General features: G+C 72.5%; 22 protein-coding genes, 1 tRNA gene and 1 pseudogene. 8 read left to right on the top strand and 16 right to left on the bottom strand.

What is annotated here, in order from left to right; all coding sequences use genetic code 11:
• Window positions 1-191 precede the first annotated feature (191 nt).
• Genes cobA through cobC form a run of 3 tightly spaced genes read right to left on the bottom strand, consistent with a single transcriptional unit; the run spans window position 192 to window position 3,689 of the window.
• Entirely contained in the window at window positions 192-1,433 is a 1,242-nt protein-coding gene (gene cobA / locus ACIA47_RS18525; protein WP_396709364.1) for a uroporphyrinogen-III C-methyltransferase, read from the bottom strand.
• 40 nt (window positions 1,434-1,473) lie between these two features.
• Complete coding sequence (gene cobT, locus ACIA47_RS18530) at window positions 1,474-2,604, bottom strand: nicotinate-nucleotide--dimethylbenzimidazole phosphoribosyltransferase (RefSeq protein ID WP_396709366.1); 1,131 nt, start codon at window positions 2,602-2,604, stop codon at window positions 1,474-1,476.
• On the bottom strand, window positions 2,604-3,689 hold the full coding sequence (gene cobC / locus ACIA47_RS18535; protein WP_396709368.1) for an Rv2231c family pyridoxal phosphate-dependent protein CobC: 1,086 nt from the start codon (window positions 3,687-3,689) through the stop codon (window positions 2,604-2,606). The genes cobT and cobC overlap by 1 nt, the downstream gene beginning before the upstream one ends.
• Before the next feature lie 121 nt (window positions 3,690-3,810).
• Between cobC and ACIA47_RS18540 the strand changes: the two genes are divergently transcribed.
• Window positions 3,811-5,940 carry a transglycosylase domain-containing protein gene (locus ACIA47_RS18540; protein WP_396709370.1) on the top strand — a complete coding sequence of 710 codons (2,130 nt, stop codon included), beginning with the start codon at window positions 3,811-3,813 and terminating at the stop codon, window positions 5,938-5,940.
• 24 nt (window positions 5,941-5,964) lie between these two features.
• Here ACIA47_RS18540 and ACIA47_RS18545 read toward each other — a convergent pair whose 3' ends face one another.
• Together ACIA47_RS18545 and ACIA47_RS18550 are read right to left on the bottom strand one after the other, a co-directional pair.
• On the bottom strand, window positions 5,965-6,534 hold the full coding sequence (locus ACIA47_RS18545; RefSeq protein ID WP_396709372.1) for a GNAT family N-acetyltransferase: 570 nt from the start codon (window positions 6,532-6,534) through the stop codon (window positions 5,965-5,967).
• The gene (locus ACIA47_RS18550) at window positions 6,531-7,934 is read right to left on the bottom strand and encodes a cobyrinate a,c-diamide synthase (protein WP_396709374.1); all 1,404 of its coding nucleotides are present in this window, start codon (window positions 7,932-7,934) and stop codon (window positions 6,531-6,533) included. The genes ACIA47_RS18545 and ACIA47_RS18550 overlap by 4 nt, the downstream gene beginning before the upstream one ends.
• Before the next feature lie 206 nt (window positions 7,935-8,140).
• On the opposite strand from ACIA47_RS18550, the gene ACIA47_RS18555 reads away from it, so the two are divergent.
• Window positions 8,141-8,962, top strand: coding sequence for an SURF1 family protein (locus tag ACIA47_RS18555; RefSeq protein ID WP_396709376.1), 822 nt, complete (start codon window positions 8,141-8,143; stop codon window positions 8,960-8,962).
• A 10-nt stretch (window positions 8,963-8,972) separates the two neighbouring features.
• Here ACIA47_RS18555 and ACIA47_RS18560 read toward each other — a convergent pair whose 3' ends face one another.
• The 5 genes from ACIA47_RS18560 to ACIA47_RS18580 all read right to left on the bottom strand — a co-directional run bounded on the left by ACIA47_RS18560 (window position 8,973) and on the right by ACIA47_RS18580 (window position 14,188).
• Window positions 8,973-10,565 (bottom strand): ATP-dependent DNA ligase, encoded by a 1,593-nt coding sequence (locus ACIA47_RS18560; protein WP_396709378.1) that lies wholly within the window; start codon window positions 10,563-10,565, stop codon window positions 8,973-8,975.
• Between the two features lie 131 nt (window positions 10,566-10,696).
• On the bottom strand, window positions 10,697-10,903 hold the full coding sequence (locus ACIA47_RS18565; RefSeq protein WP_030333429.1) for a hypothetical protein: 207 nt from the start codon (window positions 10,901-10,903) through the stop codon (window positions 10,697-10,699).
• A gap of 77 nt (window positions 10,904-10,980) precedes the next feature.
• Window positions 10,981-12,324 (bottom strand): dipeptidase, encoded by a 1,344-nt coding sequence (locus tag ACIA47_RS18570; protein WP_396709743.1) that lies wholly within the window; start codon window positions 12,322-12,324, stop codon window positions 10,981-10,983.
• 36 nt (window positions 12,325-12,360) lie between these two features.
• A complete protein-coding gene (locus ACIA47_RS18575; protein ID WP_396709380.1) occupies window positions 12,361-13,506 on the bottom strand; it encodes a M48 family metallopeptidase in 1,146 nt (381 codons plus the stop codon).
• A gap of 67 nt (window positions 13,507-13,573) precedes the next feature.
• On the bottom strand, window positions 13,574-14,188 hold the full coding sequence (locus ACIA47_RS18580) for a uridine kinase (RefSeq protein ID WP_396709382.1): 615 nt from the start codon (window positions 14,186-14,188) through the stop codon (window positions 13,574-13,576).
• A 313-nt stretch (window positions 14,189-14,501) separates the two neighbouring features.
• Here ACIA47_RS18580 and ACIA47_RS18585 point away from each other — a divergent pair, with 313 nt between their 5' ends.
• Window positions 14,502-14,903, top strand: a complete 402-nt coding sequence (locus ACIA47_RS18585) for a rhodanese-like domain-containing protein (protein ID WP_203126299.1) — start codon at window positions 14,502-14,504, stop codon at window positions 14,901-14,903.
• Between the two features lie 264 nt (window positions 14,904-15,167).
• Here the strand turns inward: ACIA47_RS18585 and ACIA47_RS18590 are convergent, their stop codons facing one another.
• The 3 genes from ACIA47_RS18590 to ACIA47_RS18600 all read right to left on the bottom strand — a co-directional run bounded on the left by ACIA47_RS18590 (window position 15,168) and on the right by ACIA47_RS18600 (window position 18,921).
• Window positions 15,168-16,706 (bottom strand): cobyric acid synthase, encoded by a 1,539-nt coding sequence (locus tag ACIA47_RS18590; RefSeq protein WP_396709384.1) that lies wholly within the window; start codon window positions 16,704-16,706, stop codon window positions 15,168-15,170.
• On the bottom strand, window positions 16,703-17,761 hold the full coding sequence (locus ACIA47_RS18595) for a cobalamin biosynthesis protein (protein ID WP_396709745.1): 1,059 nt from the start codon (window positions 17,759-17,761) through the stop codon (window positions 16,703-16,705). Before ACIA47_RS18595 ends, ACIA47_RS18590 begins: the two co-directional genes overlap by 4 nt.
• A gap of 362 nt (window positions 17,762-18,123) precedes the next feature.
• Window positions 18,124-18,921, bottom strand: coding sequence for a single-stranded DNA-binding protein (locus ACIA47_RS18600; RefSeq protein WP_396709386.1), 798 nt, complete (start codon window positions 18,919-18,921; stop codon window positions 18,124-18,126).
• A gap of 304 nt (window positions 18,922-19,225) precedes the next feature.
• Here ACIA47_RS18600 and ACIA47_RS18605 point away from each other — a divergent pair, with 304 nt between their 5' ends.
• Window positions 19,226-19,645 (top strand): HPF/RaiA family ribosome-associated protein, encoded by a 420-nt coding sequence (locus tag ACIA47_RS18605; protein ID WP_203122542.1) that lies wholly within the window; start codon window positions 19,226-19,228, stop codon window positions 19,643-19,645.
• 163 nt (window positions 19,646-19,808) lie between these two features.
• A pseudogene (locus ACIA47_RS18610) lies at window positions 19,809-20,810 on the top strand (alpha/beta hydrolase); the annotation flags it as partial.
• A 135-nt stretch (window positions 20,811-20,945) separates the two neighbouring features.
• Here the strand turns inward: ACIA47_RS18610 and ACIA47_RS18615 are convergent.
• Entirely contained in the window at window positions 20,946-21,641 is a 696-nt protein-coding gene (locus ACIA47_RS18615; RefSeq protein ID WP_396709389.1) for a hypothetical protein, read from the bottom strand.
• A gap of 160 nt (window positions 21,642-21,801) precedes the next feature.
• Between ACIA47_RS18615 and ACIA47_RS18620 the strand changes: the two genes are divergently transcribed.
• Window positions 21,802-21,874: transfer RNA gene (locus ACIA47_RS18620), tRNA-Arg, on the top strand.
• Window positions 21,875-21,947: 73 nt separating this feature from the next.
• Here ACIA47_RS18620 and ACIA47_RS18625 read toward each other — a convergent pair.
• A complete protein-coding gene (locus ACIA47_RS18625) occupies window positions 21,948-22,127 on the bottom strand; it encodes a hypothetical protein (protein WP_396709391.1) in 180 nt (59 codons plus the stop codon).
• Window positions 22,128-22,435: 308 nt separating this feature from the next.
• Between ACIA47_RS18625 and ACIA47_RS18630 the strand changes: the two genes are divergently transcribed.
• Both ACIA47_RS18630 and ACIA47_RS18635 read left to right on the top strand, forming a co-directional pair.
• A complete protein-coding gene (locus ACIA47_RS18630; protein ID WP_396709393.1) occupies window positions 22,436-23,167 on the top strand; it encodes an LPXTG cell wall anchor domain-containing protein in 732 nt (243 codons plus the stop codon).
• A 173-nt stretch (window positions 23,168-23,340) separates the two neighbouring features.
• Window positions 23,341-23,721, top strand: coding sequence for a VOC family protein (locus tag ACIA47_RS18635; RefSeq protein WP_238411329.1), 381 nt, complete (start codon window positions 23,341-23,343; stop codon window positions 23,719-23,721).
• Between the two features lie 83 nt (window positions 23,722-23,804).
• Here the strand turns inward: ACIA47_RS18635 and ACIA47_RS18640 are convergent, their stop codons facing one another.
• Complete coding sequence (locus tag ACIA47_RS18640) at window positions 23,805-24,107, bottom strand: MerR family transcriptional regulator (protein ID WP_396709395.1); 303 nt, start codon at window positions 24,105-24,107, stop codon at window positions 23,805-23,807.
• Between the last annotated feature and the right edge of the window lie 320 nt (window positions 24,108-24,427).

Raw genomic sequence — 24,427 nt, forward strand, 5'->3', positions numbered from 1 at the left:
CGGTCCTACATCAGCCTCATCCACACAACTTGATCAACAACTCATGACACAACTATCGGGACTTCCCCTTGACACATGTCTCGGGACAGCACAGTTAGCGCGTAACGGAAACTGTCCAAGATCTGCCGTGCCAGTGCCCTCCGACGCCCGGGTCCACCGCCGGACGACTCGCCGCCGCGTTCGGTCGGCTGTCAGCTGTCGAGGGCGTTCACCACATCGCCCACCACGACGACGGCGGGCGGGCGCAGCTCGGCCGTGAGCGCGTCGGCGGCCACCTCGCCCAGCGTGGACCGTAGGACCCGCTGGGTGCCCGTGGTGGCCTCCTGGACGACGGCGGCCGGCGTCTGCGGTGACCGACCGTGGGCGATCAGGGTGGCCGTGATGGCGGCGAGGTTCTTCAACCCCATGAGGACCACCAGGGTGCCGTGCAGACCGGCGAGGGCGTCCCAGCGCACCAGCGATGCTGGCGCGTCGGGTGCCAGGTGCCCGGAGACCACCGTGAACTCGTGCGCCACCCCCCGGTGGGTGACCGGGATGCCGGCCGCGGCCGGCGCGGCGATCGAGCTGGTCACGCCGGGCACCACGGTCACCGGCACGCCGGCGGCCGCGCACGCCAGCAACTCCTCGCCGCCGCGGCCGAAGACATACGGGTCACCGCCCTTGAGCCGCACCACGAACGCGCCGGCCAGGGCCCGGTCGACCAGGATCTGGTTGATCTCCTCCTGAGCCCGGGACGGACCGTAGGGGATCTTTGAGGCGTCCACCAGCTCGACGTCCGGGCGCAATTCGTCCAGGAGCAGCCCGGGCACCAGCCGGTCGGCGACCACCACGTCGGCCTCGGTGAGCAGCCGCCAGCCCTTCACGGTGATCAGCTCCGGGTCTCCCGGCCCCGCCCCGACCAGTGCCACCCGCCCGGCCTGCCGCCCACCGGTCGTCCCAGTGGAAGCGTCGGGCCGGCCAGCGATCCCGTCCGGTGCCAGGCGGACGGCGAGGAGGTCGCGGACCGCGTCGCGAACCGTCATCGCCCGGCGCGGGTCGCCGCCGCCGAGCACCGCCACGGTGACCGGGCCGTGCCGGGTCACGGCCGGGGTCCAGGCGGTGGCGGCCGTCCGGTCGTCGGCCCGGACGCAGAAGATCCGCCGTTCGGCGGCGACGGCGCTCACCGAGGCCGCCGCCATCGGGTCGTCGACCGCGACCTGGACCAGCCAGGCGCCGTCCAGGTCCTCGGGCACGAACCGGCGCGGCACCCAGTGCAGCCGACCCGCGTCGGCCCGGGCGCGCAGCGCCGGGGTCAGCTCCGGGGCCACCAGCAGGACGTCCGCACCGGCGTCCAGCAGCGCGGGTACGCGCCGGGTGGCGACCGCGCCGCCCCCCACCACGACCACCCGCCGCCCGTGCAGCCGCAAACCCAGGGGGTACGGACTGGAGGTCACGCCGCACCACCGAGGCGGACGGCTCGTTCGCTGCGCGTGCTCACTTTTCGGCCACCCCGGCGGAGTCGAAGGTGGCCACCTCGTGCAGCACCCGGACCGCGCCGGTGACCACTGGCAATGCCAGCAGCGCGCCGGTGCCCTCGCCGAGGCGCAATCCCAGGTCGATCAGCGGGTCGAGGCCGAGATGGCGCAGTGCGGCAGTGGCACCGGGCTCGGCCGAGCGGTGGCCGGCGACCATGGCGCCGACCGCCGCCGGGGCGAACGCGGCGGCGGCGAGCGCGGCCGAGACCGCGATCACGCCGTCCAGCAGCACCGGCGTCCGGCGTGCTGCGGCCCCCAGGATCAGCCCGGCCAATGCGGCGTGCTCCAGACCACCGACGGCGGCCAGCACCCCCAGCGGGTCGGCCGGGTCGGGGGTGTGCCGGGCCAGCGCGGCCCGCACCACCGCCACCTTGTGCGCGTACGTCGGGTCGTCGACCCCGGTGCCCCGACCGGTGGTGTCGAGCGGGTCGGCGCCGGTGAACGCGGCGATCAGCGCGGCGGCCGGGGTGGTGTTGCCGATGCCCATGTCCCCGGTGAGCAGGATGCCGGCACCGGCGTCGATCAGCTCGTCGGCGATCCGGATGCCGGTCTGCACCGCCGCCAGCGCCTCGTCCCGGGTCAGCGCGGCGGTCACCGTGAGGTCGCGGGTGCCCCGGCGGACGGACGCGACAACCAGTCGGGGCACTGCCGGGTCGAGCACAGCCGGATCGAGGGCCGTCGGGTCGAGCACGGCCGGGTCGAGCACGGCCGGGTCGGCGTCCGGCTCGGTGGGCAGCGGGGTGGCCACGCCGACGTCGACCACGGTGACCGAGGCGCCGGCCTGCCGGGCGAATGCGTTGACCACCGCTCCACCGGCCAGGAAGTTGCCGATCATCTGCGCGGTGACCTCCTGCGGCCAGGGGCTGACCCCCTGGGCGTGCACCCCGTGGTCGCCCGCGAAGATCGCCACCGCGGCCGGTTCGGGCAGCGGTGGTGGGCAGACTCCGGCCAGGCCGGCGAGGCGTACCGAAAGCTCCTCCAGCGTGCCCAGCGATCCCGCCGGCTTGGTCAGCCGGCCCTGCAGCTCCCGGGCGGCGGTCATGGCCGCTTCGTCCGCCGCGCGGATCGCCGCGATCGTGGTCTCCAGCATCATGCCTCCATGGTCTCGCGCAGCACGTCGATGAACGCGTCGGTGGTGTTTCGGTCGCGTACCGCCACCCGCAACCAGTCCGGGCCGAGGCCGGGGAACGTGTCGCCGCGGCGCACCGCCCAGCCGCGCTCTCGCAGGGTGGCCCGGATCGCTGTCGCGCCCGGCAGGTGCAGCAGGACGAACGCGCTGGCGGGACGGCCGACGACGCGTACACCGGGCAGTTCGGCGAGGCGCGCGACCAGGTGCTCGCGGTCGGCGGCGAGGTCGGCGGCGATCGCGCGTTCTGCCTGGACCGCGACGGCGCTGGCGCAGGCCGACGCGGCCGCCAGCGCGGGCGTGGAGACGGCCCAGAGCGGCTGGACGGCGGCCAGCCGGGACAGCAGCTCGGCGGCGCCGAGCAGGTAGCCGATCCGCAGGCCGGCCAGGCCCCACGTCTTGGTGAGGCTGCGCACCACGAGCAGGCCGGGCAGGTCGCGGCGTTGGGCCAGCGACTCCGGTTCGCCGGGGTGCTCGGAGGCGATGGTGGTGTCGGCGAACGCCTCGTCGACCACCAGCACCCGGCCGGGGCGGGCCAGTGCGGCCACGGTCTGGGCGGGGTGCAGCACCGAGGTCGGGTTCGTCGGGTTGCCGATCATCACGAGGTCGGCGTCGGCGGGCACCCGGGACGGGTCGAGCTGGAAGCCGTCGGCGGCGTCGAGCAGCACCCGCTCGACCGGGTGTCCGGCGGCCCGCAGCGCCGCCTCCGGCTCGGTGAACTGAGGGTGCACCACTACGGGGCGGTGCACGCCGCGCAGCGCCTGGGCGATCAGCACGAAACCCTCGGCGGCGCCGGCGGTGAGCAGCACCTCGTTCGGGTGACGGCGGTGTCGGTCGGCGACCGCCGCCCGGGCCGGCGCCGGGTCCGGATACCGGGCCAGGTCGGTCAGGGTCGCGGCGATCGGGTCGGCCAGCCAGGCGGGAGGCCGCGCCCGACGGACGTTGACGGCAAGGTCGATCAGGCCGGCGGTCGCCTCCGCGTCGCCGTGGTGGGCGAGGTCCGGCTCGACCCCGGTGGGTGGGGCGACCGCGCTCGGCTGATCAGACATGTCCGCGATCCTGCCGGGAAGGTGGCCGGTGGGACAGTCGATCTCAGCGTAAGCCACGTCACCACTCACCGGTTTAAGAGTTCTTCTCATGTACGAATCGGAAATGTCATAACTTGACCAGGTGAGCAACCGACCCCTTGCTGCCGCTGGTCGACTCGTCCCTCTCCTCCGCGCCGGACTGATCGCCGGAATCGTGATCGCCGCCGCCGCCTATCCACTGGTCGCCCTCACCGGGCTCGGCGCGAAAGCCACCGCGCACGCAGTGGACCAGAAGACCCGGGTGCTGAAGACCGCCCTGCCCGCCGAAACCTCGTACGTCTACGGTCCGGACGGCAAGACCGTGCTGACCATGTTCTACGAGGAGTACCGGCAGTACACCAAGCTGTCGGACATGTCGCCGAACATCCAGCAGGCGATCGTGGCCGCCGAGGACTCCCGCTTCTACCAGCACCACGGCGTCGACCCGAAGGGCGTGGCCCGGGCCTTCGTCTCGAACGCCCGCTCCGGCGGCTCCCAGGGCGCCTCGACGCTGACCATGCAGTACGTCCGGATGGCCCTGCGGGACAGCGCGACCACGCCCAAGGAGGTCCAGGAAGCCACCCAGCAGACCAGCATTCGCAAGGTCAAGGAGATGCGGATGGCGCTGGACCTGGAGAAGGAGTTGAGCAAGGAACAGATCATGGAGCGCTACCTGAACTCGGCGTACTTCGGGCACCGGGCGTACGGCATCTACGCGGCCAGCGAGATCTTCTTCTCCAAGACCCCGAAGGACCTCACCCCGGTCGAGGCCGCCACCCTCGCCGGACTGGTCAAGTCCCCCTCCGAGTACGACCCGGCCGACTCCGACCAGAAGGAGGCCACCGGGCGGCGCAACTACGTGCTGGACCGGATGAGCCAACTCGGCTACCTCTCCCCCGACTCGGCCGCCGCCGCCAAGTCCGAGCCCATCCGGCTCAAGCTGACCACCCCACCGCACGACTGCGCCGCGGTGGCGGAGAAGTACAACAGCTGGGGCTTCGCCTGCGACTACCTGAAGAACTGGTGGAGCGCGCAGCCCGCGTTCGGGGCGAGCCGGCTGGAACGGATGGACAACCTGCGCCGGGGCGGCTACCGGATCGTGCTCAGCCTCGACCCGAAGATCCAGGAGGCGGCGGAGAAGAGCGTCGGCACCAAGGAAGCCACCGGAAGCCCGTTCGCCAACGGCATCGTGGTCTCCGAGCCGGGCACCGGGCGGGTGAAGGCCATGGCGGTGAACCGGACGTACTCGCTGGACCTGGCCGACAACCCGCAGAGCTCCAACCCCGAGGCCGGGCCGAAGGTGAAGGCCAACTACCCGAACACTGTGGCACCACTGCTCGGCGGCGGTGACCTGGCCGGCTACCAGGCCGGATCGACGTTCAAGATGTTCCCGATGTTGGCCGCGCTGGACTCGGGGATGACCCTCTCCACCTCGTTCAACGCGCCGTACCGCTACAAGTCGGCCGTGTACGACGGCTGGGCGCCCTCCAACGCCAGCGGCGCCATGACCGGCCAGCAGACCATGTGGTCCGGTTTCGGCAAATCGGTGAACACGTACTTCGTCTGGCTGGAGGAGAAGGTCGGCGCGGACCGGGCGGTCCGGTTGGCCGAACAGCTCGGGCTGCGGTGGCGCACCGACGTCGACAGGGAACAGGCGTCCCCGGCCAAGGCGAAGAAGTGGGGTGCGTTCACCCTGGGCGTCTCCGACGCCACCCCGCTGGAGATGGCGAACGCGTACGCTGCCATCGCGGCCGACGGCCGCTACTGCGAGGCCATCCCGGTGCAAGCGATCATGAACCGGGACGGCACGCCCGCCACGTACGCCACCCCGGGCGGTCTGCACCGCGAGGTGGCCAAGCCGCGCTGCCGGCAGGTGGTGAGCGCGGACGCCGCGCGGGCGGCCACCGACGCGGCCCGCTGCCCGACCGGAGACACCCCGGCGCGCGGCAGCTGCGGCGGGTGGTCCACCGCCGACAGCGTGCGAGGCACCGTCGGACGCCCAGTGGCCGGCAAGACCGGTACGACCGACAGCACCCGGTCGGCCTGGTTCGTGGGCTACACCCCGGAGTTGGCCGCGGCGAGCTTCATCTCCGACCCGGACAACCCGTTCAACGCGGTCGGTGACGGGCAGTCCCAGATTCCGATCAAGGCGGTCTCGGAGACCCTGCGCGACGGCTTGAAGGGCACCCCGACCCGCCAGTTCACCCCACCGTCGGACGCCATCGTCGGCTGACCAGCGCGCGCAGGTCAGCGCAGGTCAGCGCAGGTCGGCCGCGACGAACGACCAGAGCTCCAGATCCACCCGGCCGCCGCTGACGAACCCGGCGTTCCGCAGCAGACCCTCGTAGCTGAACCCGGCCTTCTCGGCGACCCGGCGCGAGGCCAGGTTGCCGGGAGCCACCCGCAGCTCGACCCGCTGGAAGCCGTGCTCCAGGATCAGCGCGATGGCCACCGCGTCGACCGCCTCGGCGGCGAAGCCGAAACCCCGCGCGTGGGGCGCCATCGCGTAGGAGATCTCGGTGAGGCGGGCACCCCAGTCGGTGCGCCGGGTCCACAGCGAGCCCACCACCTGGTCGTCCTCCCGCCGGAGCACCGCGTAGTGGTCGCCGTCCCCGCTGTCGCGCCGCTGCCGGGCCAGATCGGTGCACCAGGCCAGCCCGTCGATCGGGCCGGAGTCGTCGGGCAGCGGCAGCCAACGCCGGGTCAGCTTGTCGGCGAAGATCTCCCCGGCCGCCGCCGCGTCGGCCGCCGTGAGCTGACGCACCTCGGTACGCGGGGTGGAGACGGTCAACGCCGGGAACCGGCGCACCGCCACCTGACCGATCACACCGACACCTCGCCCGGTTGCGCGGGTACCACCTCGCTCGTCGGCTCGGCCGCCGCCGCGGCGACCAGCCGGGCCGCCGTCGCCGGATGGCTCGCCCAGTGCACTGTGAGCTGCGAGGCGTGCACGTTGCGCCAGACGAAGCCCTCCGGCGCGCCGCCGTCCCAGCTCCAGGCCGGGCGCTGACCAGCGCGGGGGGTGAGCACCGCACGGTGTGCCTTGTGCCCGACCAGCACCGTGCCGACGGCGGCGACCACGCTGTCGGTCTGGGCGGTCGCCTCCCGGTAGCCGGCCACCACCCCGTCCCGGCTGATCCCGACCGCGTCCAGCACGCCGCACATCGGCAGCCCGTCCAGTTCCCGGGCCAGCCAGAGCAGCCCGGCGCCCTCGGCGATCACCGGACGCCCGGTCCGCGCCAACTCGGCCACCGCGATGCAGAGCCGCCGGTTGGCCGACAACTGCTCGGCGTACGCCTCGGGCAGCGCTCCGCCGACGACCAGCGCGCGGGTGCCGACCGGCAGCGCCTCGTCGCGCAGCGGGTCGACGACGACGACCTCGGCGCCGGCGGCCCGGAGCAACTCGGTGGTCTCCGGGTGGCTGAAGCTGCCGCCCGGCCCACCGGCCACCGCCACCAGCGGGCGGTTTGCCGGGGGTGTGAACGTGCCGAGGGCCTCCTCGGGAGACCAGGCCGGCGCCGGCAGCGGCGGGGCGGAGCGGGCCAGCCCGAGCAGCCGTTCCAGGTCGACAGTGGCGGCGACGGCCTCGCCCAGCCGGCGGACCGCACGGACGGCGTCGGGCGAGTCGTCGACCACCGGTGCCACCCCGTGCCGCCGCGACGGCAGCACCGCTGGCAGGTCCTGTCGACGCAGCGCGCCGTAGACCGGCACCCCCACGTCGTCCAACGCCTCGCGCAGCATCCCCTCGTGTCGCGACGACGCCACCCGGTTGAGGATCACCCCGCCGAGCCACAACTGCTCGTCGTACGAGCGGAAACCGTGCACCAGGGCCGCTACCGACTGACCCATCGCGGCCACGTCGACTACCAGCACCACCGGGCTGCGCAGCGCGGCGGCCGCGGCGGCCGTGGACTCCTGCTCGGGACGGCCACCGACCGAGTCGTACAGCCCCATGCTGCCCTGCACGACGGCCAGCCCGGCACCGGCGGCACCGTGCGCCACCAGCGGGGCGAGCCGGTCGAGGCCGACCAGTCGGGGGTCGATCACCCGGCCCGGCCGACCGGAGGCGAGGCCGAGGTAGGCGGCGTCGACGTGGTCCGGCCCGAGCTTGAACCCGGCGACGTCGACCCCTCGCTCGGCCAGGGCGGCGAGCAGCCCGATCGCCAGCGCGTTCTTACCGTGCCCGGAGGACGGCGCGCTGAGCACCAGGCGCGGCACGACGGTCATCATCGACTCCTCGCGAGCGGCGGCGGGTACGCGACGGGACGACCAAGGCCGATCCGTCGGCGTGACGATACCCGCCCGGCTGGAGGTGCGAGCACCGCCAACCGGGGTGCACGGCCCGGCCCTGGCCGGGCCCCGGGGCGTCGGCCCCGACCCGGTCCGGCCCGGTCCAGCTCAGTGGCGCCGGTCATACGAGTAGCCTCGGTGCCGTGTACCGGTTCCTGCTGAGCCCACGCTGGCTGGGCGCTCTCGCGCTGACCCTGGTCGCGGCCGCCGTCATGGTGTTCCTCGGCAACTGGCAGCTCGACCGCTACCGGGGGCGCACCGAGGTCAACGAGCGGATCGACGCGGGCCAGCGGATGGCTCCAGTGCCGCTCGTCGACGCGCTGCGCGCTCCCGCCGGCGGCGCGGGAACGGCCGGTCCGGCCCCCGCCGAGGACAAGGTCTGGACCCGGGTCACCGTCACCGGCCGGTACGACCCCACGAACACCGTGCTGGTCCGTGGCCGGACGGTGGACAGCCGGGTCGGTTTCGAGGTGCTCACCCCGCTGGTGCTCGCCGACGGCACGGCGCTGCTGGTGGACCGGGGCTGGATCCCACCGGCGCCCGGTGGGGCGACCGCCCAGCCGTCGGTGCCGGCCGCGCCGACCGGCGACGTGACGGTGGTCGGTCGGGTGCACGAGACCGAGAGCGGCGCCGGCGCGGTGGCCCGACGCGACGGGCTGCTGGAGATCCGGCGGATCGGGGTGTCGCGGCTGGCCGGCGAGCTTCCCTACCCGGTCTACGGTGCGTATCTGCTGCTCGACGAGCAGACCCCGGCGGCCGATCCGGTGTTCAAGGCGGTGCCGGTCGGGCACGCCAACAACTGGCAGAACTTCGGCTACGTCGTGCAGTGGTGGCTGTTCGCGGTGATGGCCCTCTTCGGCTATGGCTGGGTGGCCCGTCGGGAGGCCCGCAGGGCCGCCGGTATCGGCACCACCCCGGCTCCGCTGGACCGGGCCGCCGAGCCGACGCCGACCGCTTCCGCCTGACCTCGCCCGGTCAGCCAGTCACGCGGCCGGCGTGGATGGCGCGGACCGCGTCGATGGTGTCCGCCTCCGCGGCGGACTTGTCGTCGCGATAGCGCACCACCCGGGCGAACCGCAGCGCCATCCCACCGGGATAGCGCGAACTCGTCTGCACCCCGTCGAAGGCGATCTCCACCACCTGCTCGGGCCGAACCCGGACCACCCAGTCGCCGCGTTCCACGGCGAGGTCGAGGAACCGCTCGGTCTGCCACCGCAGCAACTCGTCGGTGAGCCCCTTGAACGTCTTGCCGAGCATGACGAAGTCACCGGTGCACGCGTCGCGCGCACCCAGGTGCAGGTTGGACAGCCAGCCCTTGCGTCGGCCGCTGCCCCACTCGACGGCGAGCACCACCAGGTCGAGGGTGTGCCGCGGTTTCACCTTGACCCAGGCGGCACCACGCCGGCCGGCGTCGTAGGGGGCGTCCGGTGCTTTGACCACCACGCCCTCCTGCCCGGCGTCGAGCGCGGCGGCGAACGCGGTGGCGGCCTGCTCCGGGCCGTCGACCTCCATCCGGCCGACCAGCAGCGACGAATCCACCGAACCGGCGAGGGCGGCCCACCGCTCCCGGCCGGGACTGTCGATCAGATCCTGGCCGTCGAGGTGCAGCAGATCGAAGAAGTACGGGGTGAGCACCGTCGAGCCCGTGCTGGCGGCCGCCGCGAGCACCGCCGGGGCCACCGGTGTGCGCCCGGTGGTGCTGGGGGTGGTGCGTCGGGCGGCCCGGCTCGACGTCTGCTGGAACGGCAGTGGGCGGCCGGTCTCGTCCAGGCCGATCGCCTCGCCGTCGAGGACCAACTCCCGGCCCGGCAGGGCACGGACCGCGGCGACCACCTCGGGCACCCGGGTGGTGATCTCGTCGAGGCTGCGGGTGAACACGGCGATGTCGGCGCCGGAGCGGTGCACCTGGATGCGGATGCCGTCGAGCTTCACGTCCACCACCGCCGGCGTGCCGGTCGCGGCGAGCGCCTCGTCGACCGAGGGGGCGCTCTGCGCGAGCATCGGCGCCAGCGGGCGGCCGACCTGGAGACCGAACCCGGCCAACTCGGCGGCCCCTCCGGCCAGCGCGGCCACCGCCACCGCCCGGAGATCACCGGCGAGCAGCAGCGCCCGGCGAACCGCCGCCACCGGCACCTCGGCGGCCCGGGCCACCGCGTCCGCGAGTAGCCCGGCCTGTGCACCCTGCCGTAGCTCGCCACTGAACAGGCCGGTGAGCAGCCGCTGCTCGTCGGCTGTCGCCGCCGCGTAGAGGGCACCGAGCAGCGCCCGACGCCGAGCCTGCGAGCCCGAGCCGTGCACCGCGGCGATCTGCGCGATGGCCGCGTCCACGGCGGCCACCGTCAACGTCGGCTCGGCGGCCGGCGGTGGCAGGTCACGCAGACTCGCGTAGCCGACCCCGGTCTGCCGTTGGCGCAGCTCACCGGCGAGATAGCCGGCGCCGGGCTCGACCTCGCCGGGGTCGAGCCGACGCAGCGCGTCAGCGAGCAGCTCCACCTTGGCCCGTCGGCCGCTGGTGGCGCCGACGGCGGCCGAGGTGGCTGCCAGATCGAGGAACCGCACACAGCTCATCCTGCCAGTCACCTCCGACACCGCCCGGGCATTGCCGTGCCCGGGCGGTGTCGGCAGGGTGCCGCCCACTCACGCGGACGACGGTGCAGGGCCTGTTTCATGAAACCGGCCAGCTCTCCTGGAACAGGCCCTTAAGCGGAGACGGGTTCCTCGATGCGCAACCCTCGGGCGCGGACCTCGCCGGCGACCCGGGAGAGCACCGAGTCGAGGGCGACCAGTGCGGCGGAGAGCTCACCGAGCTGTTCGTTGAGCGTGTCCTCGGACCACGCGGAGACATCGACATCTCCCAGCGCGCTGACAGCGGCCCCCAACCGGGCCATCACCTCGTTCGTACTCATGTACGAAAGGCTATAACAGCCGACCATCCGACACGCCGTAAACTCCCAGATCAGGCCCGAAGTTGCCGTTCTGACACCTAACTGCTCACGGCCGCCACGTTGCGCAGGAGCAGCGCCTCGGCGAGGCAGACCCGGGCGAACTCCCCCAGGTGCAGACTCTCGTTCGGGCCGTGCGCGCGGGCGTGCGGGTCCTCCACACCGGTCACCAGGATCGCCGCCTTCGGGAACATCTCCTGGAAGGTGGCAATGAACGGAATCGAACCGCCAACGCCGATGTCCACCGGGTCGGTGCCGTCCCAGGCGGTTCGGAAGGCAGAACGGGCGGCGTCGAACATCGGCCCGGACGCGTCGATCACGCACGGGTCACCGTCGTGTTCGAAGGTGACAGTCACCTGCGCACCCCACGGCGCGTGCTGCTCCAGGTGCGCGCGCACCGCCGCGTACGCCCGCTTGGGGTCATCGCCCGGGGCGAGGCGGATGCTGAGCTTCGCCTTCGCGGCCGGGACCAGGGCGTTCGGTGCCTCACCGGTGGATGGCGCGTCGACACCGAGGATGGCCAGCGCCGGCTTGGTCCAGAGTCGGTCGGTGATCCGGCCGGTGCCGATGAACTGCACGCCGTCGGCGAGCCCGGCCTCGGCCCGGACCCGGTCCTCCGGATAGTCGACGGTGGCGCCCTCCCGGCCGACCAGGCCGTCCACGGCCACGTCACCGGCGTCGTCGTGCAGCGTCGCCAACAGCCGGACCAGCGCGGTGAGCGCGTCCGGCACAGCGCCGCCGAACATGCCGCTGTGCACCGCGTGGTCCAGCGTGCGTACCTCGACGAAGCAGTTGACGATGCCCCGCAGCGAGGTGGTCAACGCCGGTACGCCGATGTCCCAGTTGCCGGAGTCGGCAATCACGATGACGTCCGAGGTGATCTCGTCGCGGTGCTCGGCCAGCAGTTGCTCCAGCGAGTCGGAGCCGTACTCCTCCTCGCCCTCGATGAAGAGGACCACGCCGACCGGCAGCGCGTCACCGTACGCGCGCAGCGCCGCCACGTGCGCCATGATGCCGGCCTTGTCGTCGGCCGCGCCCCGGGCGTAGAGCCGGCCGTCCCGTTCCACCGGCTCGAAGGGGTCGGACTCCCACAGCGACCGGTCGCCGACCGGCTGGACGTCGTGGTGGGCGTAGAGCAGCACGGTGGGCGCGCCGGGCGGGGCGGCCCGACGGCCGATCACCGCCGGCTGGCCGCCGGATCGCACGATGTCGACGTCCAGGCCACAGCCGCGCAGCAGCTCGGCGACCGCCTCGGCGGATCGTTCCACGTGCGAGTGGTCGAAGCCCTCGAAGGCGATGCCGGGGATGCGGACGAGGCGCTCCAGGTCGGCCCGGACGCCGGGCATCTCCCGCTCGACGGCGGCCCGCACCTCGGACTCGGACATGATCGGTGAGGTCATGACCGGCATCGTATGCCGGCCTTACCGGGGCGTGCCGGCGGAGCCCGTACCGTCACCGCTGTCCGCGGGGCCGGCGCCGGCCCGCGCGCCCGGCGCGGCCCGCCCGGCGCGCTGTGCGCGGCCCGCCGCCTCGGTGGCGGCGTCCATCCAGGAACGGGCCCGACCGGCGGTGCCGCCCACCCACTCGCCGACGTCGCTCGCGCCGTCGCCGAGCCGGCGCAGCAACCCGACCAGTGGGTCGGTGGACCGGCTGAACTCCTCCCGGTACGACGCGGCCGCCGCCTTGATCTCCTCAGACACGCTTGTCGAGCTGTCGTCCTCGCGGCGGGGATAGTCCCCGGCCAGCACCTGCCCGTACGCCCCGGAGTCGATCCACTGGCGCAGCGACGCCGCCCGCGCCACCGGCACCGGGTGGGTGCTCCACGCGGTCATCCGGATCTTGTGCAGGCTGTCGCGGAGGTCGCCGCCACCGGAGTACTCGGCGGCCTGCTCCAGGAAGGCGGTGGTGTCGACCTGGGACAGGTCACCGCCGCCGGCGAGCTTCATCAGCAGCCGCAGCGCGGCGGCCGGGTCCTGTCCGGCGAGCAGGCCGGCCCGGTCGGCGGAGAGTTCCGCCTTGCGCCACCACTCCAGCATCGCCGCGATGATGGCGCGCAGCGCGATCGCGCCGACCGGCAACCAGCTCAGGTTGGCCGCCCACCGGGTCAGGATCATGAGCATGGTCTTGTAGACCGCGTGCCCGCTGCCCACGTGCCCCAACTCGTGGCCGAGCAGGCAGCGCAGCTCGTCCTCGTCGAGTTGCTGTACGCAGGCGGAGTTCAGGACGATGAACGGCCGCTCCAGCCCGACCGCCTCGGCGCCCAACCAGGGCGACTGGGTCACGTACAGCTCGGGCAGTTCGGCCACGTCGAGCGCCGCCGCGGCCTCGGTGTAGCGCTGCCACACCGCCGGGTACTGCCGGTGGTCGACCCGGATGCCGGAGGCCAGCACGGACAGCCGGAAACCCCGCTCGTTCCACATCCCGAAGAACGCCCGCACCACGTCGTCGAAACCGCGCAGCTCCCGCAGCGCGACCAGGGCACCTCGGTCGGCCGGATGCTCCCAGGCCCGCGAGCTGATGCCGCTGAGGGTGATCCGACGCCGCGCTGGCGCGTCCGCTGCCGTCATGGTGGCTCCCCGTTCGCCGTAGCTCTCCGCATCGTGCCGCAGTCGGTGGCCCACGTCCATGCCCCGCTCAGCGAAGCCGCACGTAGTACCGGTCCGCGTCGTACGGCAGTGTCGGCGCGCCATCCACCAACAGGTCGGCGTGGGTCGCGGTCTCGTCGACGGCGAAGTGCGCCCGCTCCCCGTCGTGCCAGCGGCGCAGCTCGGGCAGGATCTCCGGCCCGTCCCGGGCGACAGCGCGAGCCCGCCGCAGCGACGCGGGCGCGGTGACGAACACGGCCAGCGTCAACTCCGGCCGGACGACCGCCCGGGCGGCGCTGACCCCCTCGACCACCAGCACCGGAGCCACCGGCACCGAAACCGGCCGGGGCAGAAAACACTGCCGGACCCAGCTGTACCGCCGGTAGGCGCCCGGCTCCCCGTCGCGCAGCGGGGCGAGCACCCCCTCGTCGAGGCGGGGCCAGAAGGTGACCTGGTCGTCCCACCCGTCGAGCAGATCGTCGGTGTGCACCACCGGCGGCCGGCCGCCAAGCGGCCCCGCCAGGGCATCCGCGAGCTGCGCGGCGAACCGGCTCTTACCCGCGCCGCTCGGCCCGTCGACCGCGACCAGCCGGGTCCGCCCCAACCGCGCCGGGCCCGTGAGCACCCGACGAGCCAATTCGGCGTACGCCTCGACAACCGCCACTGTCGGTCCGCCAGTTCCCGGTTTCAGCGCAGCCTCCCGTGGTGCATGACCGAAGTATGCCGCCACCGCTGGTGGGCAGGATGATCGACTCGGGTTCATCGAAGTCCCGGTCGGCGGGACCACCGTTGCCAGTGACCGTGTCGATCATGGCGATTGGGGGGCCAGGATGGGCCACCCTGACCCGTCCGGCTGACCGCACTTGGCCGGCCACCGTCACGTCCGGGGGAATTGGTGCGGCGACGGGTGACGGGCGGACCGTTCGCCGCCCGGGGTGCCACCGAATCGGCATGATCGGGTGGTGCTCCGAGACGTAATGAGCCCCGGTATAGACGCCCTACTCGAACAGGCCCGCGCCGGGCTGCACCGACTGACTCCGCAGCAGACCGTCGAGGCGGTCCGCGGCGGTGCGCTGCTGGTCGACACCCGTACCGAACTACAGCGCCGCGAACAGGGCGACCTGCCGGGCGCGGTCGTCATCGACCGGACCGTACTCGAGTGGCGCCTCGATCCGGCCAGCGCCTGGCGGATCCCGGAAGCCACCGGGTACGACCGGGAGATCATCCTGGTGTGCCGACAGGGTTACAGCTCCAGCCTGGCCGCCGCCAGCCTGCAGACCCTCGGGCTGCGCCGTGCCACCGACATGATCGGCGGCATGGACGCCTGGCTCGCCGCCGGCCTGCCCACCACCGACCGTCCCGCCGACATCCGCCCCTGACTCCCCTGACCTTGCCCCTCAGGTTCCATCCCGGGCCGCCAGCCTGCGAAAGATCGTGCTCGATCCAGGAAACAGGCCCCTCCTCGGGTGGACGAGGCCCCTACAACAAGGATCGAGCACGATCATGCGGGAGTGGTGACGCCCGGCGGCCCCTGATTGGCGACCGGCTGGCGGCAGGCTCAAGAGCACGCCTCGCGCCCCCAGGGCGCAGCCTCGGGGCGAGGCTCCGCACGGGACGGTGGGCCAGCCAGGACGGGGCGCCGGTCAGGACGGGGCGCCGGGTGGGATGAAGGGGAGGTCGGCCGGTGGGCCGGCTTCGATGAGACGCCAGAGGGCATCGGTGTCCAGGTGTTCCTCGACCAGGTCGCCGAGCAGGTCGAGTGAACGCTCGCGGGCTGCGGCGAAGCTGGTGGCCGGCGCGACCCGGAACCCGCTGCGCCCGGCCAGGCGAGCCGCCTCCGTGAGGAACCACCGGCGGAACTCGTCGGACTCGAACGCCCCGTGCCAGTGCGTGCCGTGCACCACGCCGAGCACGGCACCCTCTCCGACACCGTCGTCGCTGGTCAGCAGCGGGGTCAGGCTCGGGTCGGCCTGTGAGACGTACCCGTGGTGGATCTCGTAGCCGCGCACGGGGACGCCACCGTGACCGGTGCCCACCGACTGCCGGACGGTCTTGCGCGGGTCGAAGGTGATGTCGATGGGCAGCAGACCGAGCCCCGGCACGCTGCCCTGCCGGCTCTCCACCGGATCGTGGATGGCACGGCCGAGCATCTGGAAGCCGCCGCAGAGGCCGAGCAGGGGCTTGCCGGCCGCCACATGGGTGGCCACCGCGTCGGCGAGACCGGTTTCGCGCAGCCACTTGAGGTCGGCGACGGTGGACTTGGAGCCGGGTAGGACGACCAGGTCGGCGGCGGCCAGTTCGGCCGGTTCGATGGTGAGGCGTACGCGGACGCCCGGCTCGGTGGCGAGCGCCTCCACGTCGGTGGCGTTGCTGATCCGGGGTAGGCGGACGACGGCCACATCCAGCCACTCGCTGCCGTGCGGGGCTGCGGGTCGGCCGAGCACCCGCCCGTAGGCGAGTGAGTCCTCCGCGTCGAGCCACAGGTCCAGTGCCCAGGGCAGCACCCCGTAGGTGGGGCGGCCGGTGACCCGACGCAGCATGTCCAGGCCCGGCTGGAGCAGCCCGAGGTCGCCCCGGAACTTGTTGATCACGAATCCGGCGATCAGCGCCTGGTCGGCCGGGTCGAGCAGTGCCACGGTGCCGAACATCGAGGCGAAGACACCGCCCCGGTCGATGTCACCGACGACGATGGTGGGCAGGTTGGCATGCCGGGCCAGCCCCATGTTGACGTAGTCACCGGCCCGCAGGTTGATCTCCGCGGGGCTGCCGGCGCCCTCGCAGATCACCACGTCGTACGTCTCGCGCAGCTCGGCCAGTGCGGTGTACGCGGTCTCGGCGAGCCGGGGACGCAGCTGCCGGAAGGTGCCCGCGGTGATCGTGTCGACCGCCTCGCCCAGCAGCACCACCTGACTGGCCAGGTCGCTGCCCGGCTTGAGCAGCACCGGGTTGAACCGCAGGTCGGGTGCGAGCCCGCACGCCGCGGCCTGCATGGCCTGGGCGCGCCCGATCTCGCCGCCGCGCCCGTCCGGCCCGACGACCACCGCAGAGTTGTTCGACATATTCTGCGCCTTGTACGGCGCCACCTTCACGCCCTGCCGGTGCAGCCAACGACAGATGCCTGCGGTGAGCACGCTCTTGCCGGCGTCGGACGTCGTGCCGGCCACCAGCAGCCCGCCGTTCACCGCCTGCTCCCCCACCGCATCCCGACGCCCCCGGCCACGCCTGCCAGCCGGCGCCCTCCGGTCGCATCTGCCGGCCCTCGCCGACCCACCGCGCCGATCAGTGCACGCCTGCTCACCGTGCCGACCAGCCGGCCGAGCGTCACCGGGTACGCGGCAGCCAACCCGACGGCGGCCAGCCCCACCGCGCCGGAGATTCGGGCGGCCCGCTTCAGGTGCCGCGCCTCCGGGCGGGGACCGTCGCCGAGGAACGGCCGCACCTCGGAGCGCCCGAAGTAGATGTTGTGACCACCGAGGCGGACCCCGAGCGCACCGGCCATCGCCGCCTCGCACTGACCGGCGTTGGGGCTCGGGTGGTCGTTGCGGTCCCGCCGCCACACCTGCCAGGCGCGCTGGCGGTCCCCGTGCGCGACCGGCGCGACGGCGATGGTGAGCAGCCCGGTCAGTCGGGACGGCACAAGGTTGAGTGCGTCGTCCAGCCGAGCGGCCGGTGTGCCGAACCGCGCGTAGCGCGTCGACCGGTGCCCGACCATCGCGTCGAGGGTGTTCGCCGCGCGGTAGCCCAGCAGCCCGGGCAGACCGGCGACCGCACCCCAGAGCAGCGGAGCGACCACCGCGTCGGAGGTGTTCTCCGCGACCGACTCGACGGTGGCACGGGCCAGCTCCGACTCGCCCAGCGTCGACGGGTCCCGCCCGCAGAGGTGGCCGAGGCGTCGCCGGGCGGCGGGCAGGTCACCGTCACGCAGCGTACGACCCATGACGGTCGCCTCGTGCCGTAGCGTGCGGCCGCCCAGCACGGTCCACGTGCCGGCCGCCACGAGCACCGCGCGGGTCACCGGCCGGTGCCGGGTAGCCGCTGCGGCGACCGCCCCGAGCAACACCGGCCCGCCGACGGCGAGCGAGGTGAATGCCGTACCCGCCGTTCGGTCCGGGCGGTAGAGGCGGCGCTCCAGCGCGCCCGCGACCTGCCCGAAGCCGGCCACCGGGTGCCACCGGCGGGGGTCGCCGAGCACCCTGTCCAGCGCGTACCCGGCCAGCAGCCCCACCGCGTTCGCCATCGGCGCTGTCCGTCGCACCCGCACCACCTCCGGCCGGCCAGCCTACGAGCACTCCGTGAACCAGCCCAACCCACGGTCCCGTGACGGCAACGAGAACCGGTGGAGTGAACAGGAAGACCAGCCCACCGACGCCCGTCACGCGGGGTGACGACGCTTATTGCGCCGCCACCCCGCCCCCGTCGTGCCGCACCGTGCCGTGCCGGGTGGTGCCGTCTTGCCGCCGGCACCCGCCACCCGGCACCCGGCACCCGCCACCCGGCACCCGGCACCCGGCACCCGGCACCCGGCACCCGGCACCCGGCACCGAGATGGTGCCCTGGCCAGCTCGACCGCCGCCCAACCGCGACGGCCGAGCCGATTGGTCAGGCTGGCTGCGGAATCCGGCCCCGACCACGCCGCCCTCGACCGGGCTGCGCCGGCTCCGGCTGCCCCTCGTCGGGCACCGGCCCCAACTCGATGTCCAGGTCACCGTCGGCGTTGTCGTCGTCCGCCTCGGGCGGAGGGGCCAGCTCGTCGTCGAGGTCCGGCGGGCCGTCGGCCTGCCCGGCCTGCCCGGCGCTCGCAAGCGCTCCGCCGTCACCGAAGACCCCGCCGCTCGGGGAGCTGTCGTCGCCCGCCGGGACGTTGCCGAACGGGCTTGTTCGCAGCTCCGCGTAGTCGGGCAGCTCGAAGTCGTCGTCCAGCGGACGGTCGTCGGGCAGCACGGGCGCCTGCCCGGCCGGCACCGGCTCGGTGGGCTCGCCGTGCACCCGGCTCTCGGCCTCCGCGTCCTCCACGGTGCTGGTCGCCATGCTCGGCCGGTTGCGCAGGAAGCGGGCGCGACCCCGGGACAGGTCGTGGCCGACGGCCACCGCCTCCAGCTCGTAGAGCGTGCGGTGGTTACCGCCGTCGTCGGTCCAGTCGCGGGTGTAGAGCCGCCCGCAGACCACCACCGGATCGCCGACCATGACGGAGGCCGCCACCCCCTCGGCGAGCTTGCGCCAGCAGTTGACGCGGACGCGAAGCGAATTGCCGTCAACCCACCGGCCGCTGTCCCGATCGAGTCGGCGGGCGGTCGAGGCGACCTTGAAGTTGGCCACCAGGGTGTTGCTCTGGGTCGTACGCCGCCACTCGGGCGTAGTCAGCACATTGCCGACGATTGTCACGTAAGTGTCGAACATCGTCCCTCCAGGGGGATCGGGGCCTACCAGCGCGAGTCGACTCGACACCGAGCATCGACACTGGGGGCGCCCTTCGTGAGCGTGCATCCCCGACCTGTGGATGACGAACCCACCTGTGGACAACGCCCTGATCACGACCGGATGTGGTACGCCCGAACCGCCCGACCCGCCGTCCACGGTTTCCCAGGCCACCCGAACTGGGTAAGGACTTGATCAACGCACCACCGACAGCTCCACGTCGACGAGAGGTCAGCGCCATGACGATCACTACCATCGACTCCGCGAACGCTTCCGAGGCGCAGCGATGAGCGCCGTGGCGAACCCGGCCACCGTGGCTGAGTGCCTGCGGGTGGGCGCCGGGTTCTCCCAGGGCGACCGCAACTGGATCGCCGAGCAGTTCGCCACCCTCGACGCCCGGCTCGCCAGCTTCCACGCCGACGCGACCGAGCTGGAGGTGTCGGTGAAGGACCGGGAGGCGCGTGGTCAGAAGGTCACCCTGGAGTGCTGGATCGCCGGCCGGCAGAAGATCGTCACCACCTCCGCCGAGGAGGACCTGCACGCCGCCCTCAATGACGTCCGTGACGACCTGCGCCGTCGGCTCAACGACGCGAAGACCCGCCAGGAGCCGCGGCACAACAAGCACCTGCGCGACCTCCCGCAGCCGCAGTTGGAGGCCGACGAGTCCGACAACCCGGCCCCGCGCGCCGACGCGGAAACGGCCTGACCCACGCCCCACCCCCGCGATCTTGCACTATCGGCTCCCGAACAGCGGCTAACACCCCATCTGTCGGGACAGAAAGTGCAAGATCGCGGAGTGAGTGGGTTGCGCGGCGCGAGCCTGACGCGCGGGCTACCGCTGAGTAGGTTGGCGGCGTAGCGTCGCGTTCGTGGAACCGGACGTGTTGGGGCCGCCGTACGAGCGGCAGACGATCGACCTGGGCACCGACGACGAAGGCCCCGTTGTCGCGACAGTGGTCCGGCGGCGGGCCGAGCGCCCCACCGGGCGGGCCGTGCTCTACGTGCACGGCTTCGTCGACTACTTCTTCCAGACGCACCTGGCTGACTTCTTCGCCGAGCGGGGCTGGGATTTCTACGCGCTCGACCTGCGCAAATACGGCCGTAGTCTGCTCCCCGCCCAGACCCCCAACTTCTGCCGCGACATCAGTGACTACTTCCCCGAGCTGGACGCCGCCGCCGAGATCATCCGCAAGGACGACGGGCACGACACCCTGCTGGCGATGGGCCACTCCACCGGCGGCCTGATCATCTCGCTCTGGGCGGACGCCCGCCGCGACACCGGCACCATCGACGGCCTGGTGCTCAACAGCCCCTTCTTCGACCTGAACGCCCCCTGGGCGGTCCGCCGACCCCTCGCGGCCGCCGCGTCCCGGCTGGGCCGCAGGGCGCCGCACCGCATCCTCCCGTTCGGGCTGGGCACGGTGTACGGCGAGAGCATCCACTCCGACCACCGCGGCGAGTGGACCTACGACCTGACATGGAAGCCGCTGGCCGGGTTCCCGGTCCGGGCCGGCTGGCTGAACGCGATCCGCACCGGGCAACGCCGGCTGCGCGCCGGGCTGGACATCCAGGTGCCGGTGCTGCTGGCCTGCTCGACCCGGTCCTTCCGAGGCACCAAGTGGCACGACAACGCGACAGGGGCCGACGCCGTACTGGACGTCGAGCACATGGTCCGCTACGCGCCCCGCCTCGGTTGCCACGTCACAGTGGCCCGCTTCGACGGCGGGCTGCACGACCTCACCCTTTCCGGCCCCGCCGTACGGAAGAAGGTCTTCGACGAGGTGGGCCGCTGGGCCGAGGCGTTCCTCGCCGCCGGCCCCACCGCCCCGGCCGACGCCGCGCCGACCGACGCCGCACCGACCGACGCCGCACGGCCAGACTCGACCCCAGCTGACGCCGCGCGTACCGACGCCGACCCCGCTGACGCACCGCCGGTCAGCACGCAGACGGCCGACCCGGCGGGGGCGGCGACGCTCGGCGCCTGACCAGGCCGGACGGCGCGCGGTTCAGATGTCGCCGGGCGTCGCCGGGAGGACGGCACGGATCCGGTCGAAGGTCGCCACCGGGTGCGCGCCGACACCGGGCAGGACCAGGCCCAGGCAGTACGGGGCGACCCCACCGGTGGGTTCAGCCTGAACGATGAAGACCGGCGCGCCGACGTACCCCGGCGGCAGCTCGGTGGTGATCAGCACAGCGTCCCCGTCGCGGACCACCCGCTCGATCGCGACCTCCAGCGGCCGCGACCCGTCTTCGCGTACCCCATGGGCCAGCACGAAAGCGGAACTCGCGTCGGCGCCGAGGCGGGCGACCACCTCGGGCCCGGCGGCGATCCCCGCCGGCACCGGCTGGACGCGCCACCGCCAGCCGCCGTCGCCGGCATACCGGTGCAGGCCAGCGGTCGGCAACACCGCGACCCCGTCGCCAGCGAAGCGGGCCCAACCGGGCACGATCTCGGCCTCGGCAATGACCGCCGGGGCCACCCCCGCCGGCTCGGTGACGCTCGCCCGCAGGCCCAACTCACCACCCGAACCGACCACCAGGTCGGCCGCCGTCAGCAGCGACTCCCCCGCCGGGTCGTCGCCGCCCTGGAAGAAGAACGCGGTACCGAAGTCGCCCGAGGACCGGTACGGCAGGATGGCGCGACCGACGACCTGGCACAGCTCGTAGGCGACGTCGCTCTCGGCGTCGGAGTCCAGCAACACCAGCCAAAGGTACGGTCCACGGCCAGGCCGCTCCGCGGTAACCCGGATGCCCGATGCGGGGCGGACGTGAGACTCTGCTCGGCAACGTGGACGCGGGCACCCTTTTCGCCGTCGGGCAGTGGGACGGCGGTACCCTCTGGGCGCGACACCCACGCCACACGCGCCCGTAGCTCAGCGGATAGAGCAGGGGACTTCTAATCCCAAGGCCGCAGGTTCGAATCCTGCCGGGCGCACCCATGTTTGCCAGGAGAATCGCCCCTAACCTCTGATCCTCGAGCCGTCCCGGACCCACTCGGCCCCACCGCGTTACCCGTCGTCAGCCGTACGCCGAGCCTGCGTCGCCCGGCGCTGCGGGTTGGCCGGCACCCCGGCGGGGCGGCGATCTTGGCGCACGTTCGGGATGGCAGCCGACCGCGTCGGGCTGCGGGGCGTGGGGGCGGGGCGCTGGATCCGCAGCCCGGCCGGCCGCACGGCGAGCTTTGACACGACCGGGGACCCTCGCGCAGGGACAAGCCTGCCTGACCGAGGAGATCCCGGGCTATTTGTGGTGCGCCCGGACGGGCACGCCGGGGAACCATCTGGTGCCTCGGACCATCTCAGTCCACCGAGCCTGCTACCAGTTTCTACCCAAAACGAACCAGGTGGGAGGCCTTACGTCCCTTGTGGAGGGATTCAAGTAGCTATTCTGCATTGCGGCCTTGCCCATTACACAGTCCGGTGTCCAACCTTCTTGCTTCTTCGCCCACTGACGGTAGTATCTCCGTGTTTTTGCTTGCAACGGGGAGGAAGACCACATGCGATGGAAGTTCCCGGCCGGCGCCCTATTGGCGCTGGCCTTTTTGATTCCGGCGGCACCGGCGGTGGCACAAATCGAATCGCCCGGCCTGAACGAGGCCTGCCAAACGGTCGAGCGCAAGGTGTACAAGGACATCCGCGAGCTTGTCACCATCGACCTGGATACCGCCACCGAGCAGGAGGTACGGGTGTTGGCCGCCCAGATCCTGTCCGCGGCGAACGCCGACTCGTTGCCTGTTCTGCCCGGTGCCATCCAGGAGGCGCTGAAGGGCACTGAGGCTGATCTCCGCGCATTCCTCAAGACGGGCATGCAGAATGCCTGGTCAACGGCTTTGCGGATCACGGTGGTTCGCACGTTGACGGACGCGGGCGCCAACGTGGAGGCGGCCGCGCAGAAGGTGCTCGGCGAGGCGACCATCGACGCCTACCTGGCTTACCTGAATGACGGCCTGTACACCGCCCGTGAGCTTGACTGCGCGTCTCAGCCCGCACCGACGCCGACGGCTCAGCCCACACCGAGCGCTACGCCCAGCGCCACGACGACCGCTGCACCGACTCCGACTGCCTCCGCCAGCCTGGGCGCCCCCGGCGGCGAGGGTGGCGAGGGCGGTGGGCTGCCCGTGACCGGTGCTGACACCGCGACCGTGGCCGGCATTGGCGGTGTGCTCCTGCTCCTCGGCGGCGCGGGCTACCTGATCGGACGCCGACGCCGTTCCCGCTTCGTGGCATAGCGCACCTGACGCGCCCGGCTCGATGCGTCGTCGAGCCGGGCGCGTCAACGCCGTGTGTGGCCGTCCCGGATACAGCGTGGGCCGTCGTGCAGGGCGAACGCGCACTTGCGGGAGTTCATGGGCTTTGCCCGCATAGCAAGAAGTCGGTGCGCTGATAGCGTCGGGCGGTGTCGATGTTCCGCACTCCTCAGGTGATCCTCTTCAGCGAGGACGTCTCCCGCACCGCCCAGTTCTACGCCGGTCTCGGCTTCACTGAAACCTTCCGGGTGCCGGCAGAGGGCGAGCCGATCCACATCGATTTCGTGCTCGACGGCTACAAGATCGGCGTCGCCTCGGTGGCCTCCACCCGTGACGATCACGGGCTCGACCCCGTACCCCAGGGCCAGCGGGCCGCGGTGATCCTCTGGACCGACGACACCGCCGCCGCGTACGCCGAGCTCACGGCGAGCGGCGCCCCCGCACTGGCCGCACCGCACCGGTGGCTCGATCGCCTGCTGATCGCCTGGACGGCCGACCCGGACGGCAACCCCATCCAGATCGTCCAGCAGCTCTGACGATCTCGTCTGCGGGCATCGGACGGCAGCTGCCGGATGGCGCTCGGCTTCACCTTGCGGGCAGGCCCGCACGGGCGGTGTGCTCAGCCCTGCTGGTGACGCTCATTGCGCCGAAGGGCCTCTTCGAGTTGGTCCTCAAGAATGATGATCCGGCAGGCCGAGGCCATGTCTGTGCCCTGGTCGCACATCTCCCGGGCTCGCGCGGCAAGGCGCAGTTGGTAGCGGGAGTAGCGGCGGTGCCCCCCACTGGAGCGCTGCGGGTCGATCAGTTTCGCATCGCCGAGTCGGCGTAGAAAATCCTGGGAGCAGCCGAGCATCTCGGCGGCGCGGCCCATCGTGTAGGCGGGGTAGTCCTCATCGTCGAGCATGTCGTCGGGTTGAGCCATCGAACCTCCATCACGAGGGCCCCGGTGCTCGAAAGCACCGGGGCCCAAGGGTTGTGGGTCAGGAACACCATCTACCGACAGAACGTCGGCTTGTCTTGTCCGCACCAGCCGTCAGGGACGGCTTCGGGTGCGAGGATCGCATAAGCGTGACCGGAGACCACCTCTCGTTCGAGGGAAACTGCGGTGTCCGCGCCCAGCCCACAGATGCGACTGGCAGCGGGCGATCCAACGGTGTAATGCCCTCCCTTGCCTCTGATTTCCTCTGCCGTACTCCGTGCTGTCCGTCGGTGTCCGAGCCCCACGCGACTTCATGGCCCCGA

It is taken from the genome of Micromonospora sp. NPDC051227 (assembly GCF_044455385.1).
GTDB lineage: Bacteria > Actinomycetota > Actinomycetes > Mycobacteriales > Micromonosporaceae > Micromonospora.

What these genes read in the sequence shown, in the direction of transcription:
- cobT (WP_396709366.1), bottom strand. Translation starts at nt 2,604, where the DNA reads ATGCTGGAGACCACGATCGCGGCGATCCGCGCGGCGGACGAAGCGGCC.
- cobC (WP_396709368.1), bottom strand. Translation starts at nt 3,689, where the DNA reads ATGTCTGATCAGCCGAGCGCGGTCGCCCCACCCACCGGGGTCGAGCCG.
- ACIA47_RS18550 (WP_396709374.1), bottom strand. Translation starts at nt 7,934, where the DNA reads ATGACCGTCGTGCCGCGCCTGGTGCTCAGCGCGCCGTCCTCCGGGCAC.
- ACIA47_RS18560 (WP_396709378.1), bottom strand. Translation starts at nt 10,565, where the DNA reads ATGAGCTGTGTGCGGTTCCTCGATCTGGCAGCCACCTCGGCCGCCGTC.
- ACIA47_RS18565 (WP_030333429.1), bottom strand. Translation starts at nt 10,903, where the DNA reads ATGAGTACGAACGAGGTGATGGCCCGGTTGGGGGCCGCTGTCAGCGCG.
- ACIA47_RS18570 (WP_396709743.1), bottom strand. Translation starts at nt 12,324, where the DNA reads ATGTCCGAGTCCGAGGTGCGGGCCGCCGTCGAGCGGGAGATGCCCGGC.
- ACIA47_RS18575 (WP_396709380.1), bottom strand. Translation starts at nt 13,506, where the DNA reads ATGACGGCAGCGGACGCGCCAGCGCGGCGTCGGATCACCCTCAGCGGC.
- ACIA47_RS18585 (WP_203126299.1), top strand. Translation starts at nt 14,502, where the DNA reads ATGAGCCCCGGTATAGACGCCCTACTCGAACAGGCCCGCGCCGGGCTG.
- ACIA47_RS18595 (WP_396709745.1), bottom strand. Translation starts at nt 17,761, where the DNA reads ATGGCGAACGCGGTGGGGCTGCTGGCCGGGTACGCGCTGGACAGGGTG.
- ACIA47_RS18600 (WP_396709386.1), bottom strand. Translation starts at nt 18,921, where the DNA reads ATGTTCGACACTTACGTGACAATCGTCGGCAATGTGCTGACTACGCCC.
- ACIA47_RS18605 (WP_203122542.1), top strand. Translation starts at nt 19,226, where the DNA reads ATGAGCGCCGTGGCGAACCCGGCCACCGTGGCTGAGTGCCTGCGGGTG.
- ACIA47_RS18630 (WP_396709393.1), top strand. Translation starts at nt 22,436, where the DNA reads ATGCGATGGAAGTTCCCGGCCGGCGCCCTATTGGCGCTGGCCTTTTTG.
- ACIA47_RS18635 (WP_238411329.1), top strand. Translation starts at nt 23,341, where the DNA reads ATGTTCCGCACTCCTCAGGTGATCCTCTTCAGCGAGGACGTCTCCCGC.
- ACIA47_RS18640 (WP_396709395.1), bottom strand. Translation starts at nt 24,107, where the DNA reads ATGGCTCAACCCGACGACATGCTCGACGATGAGGACTACCCCGCCTAC.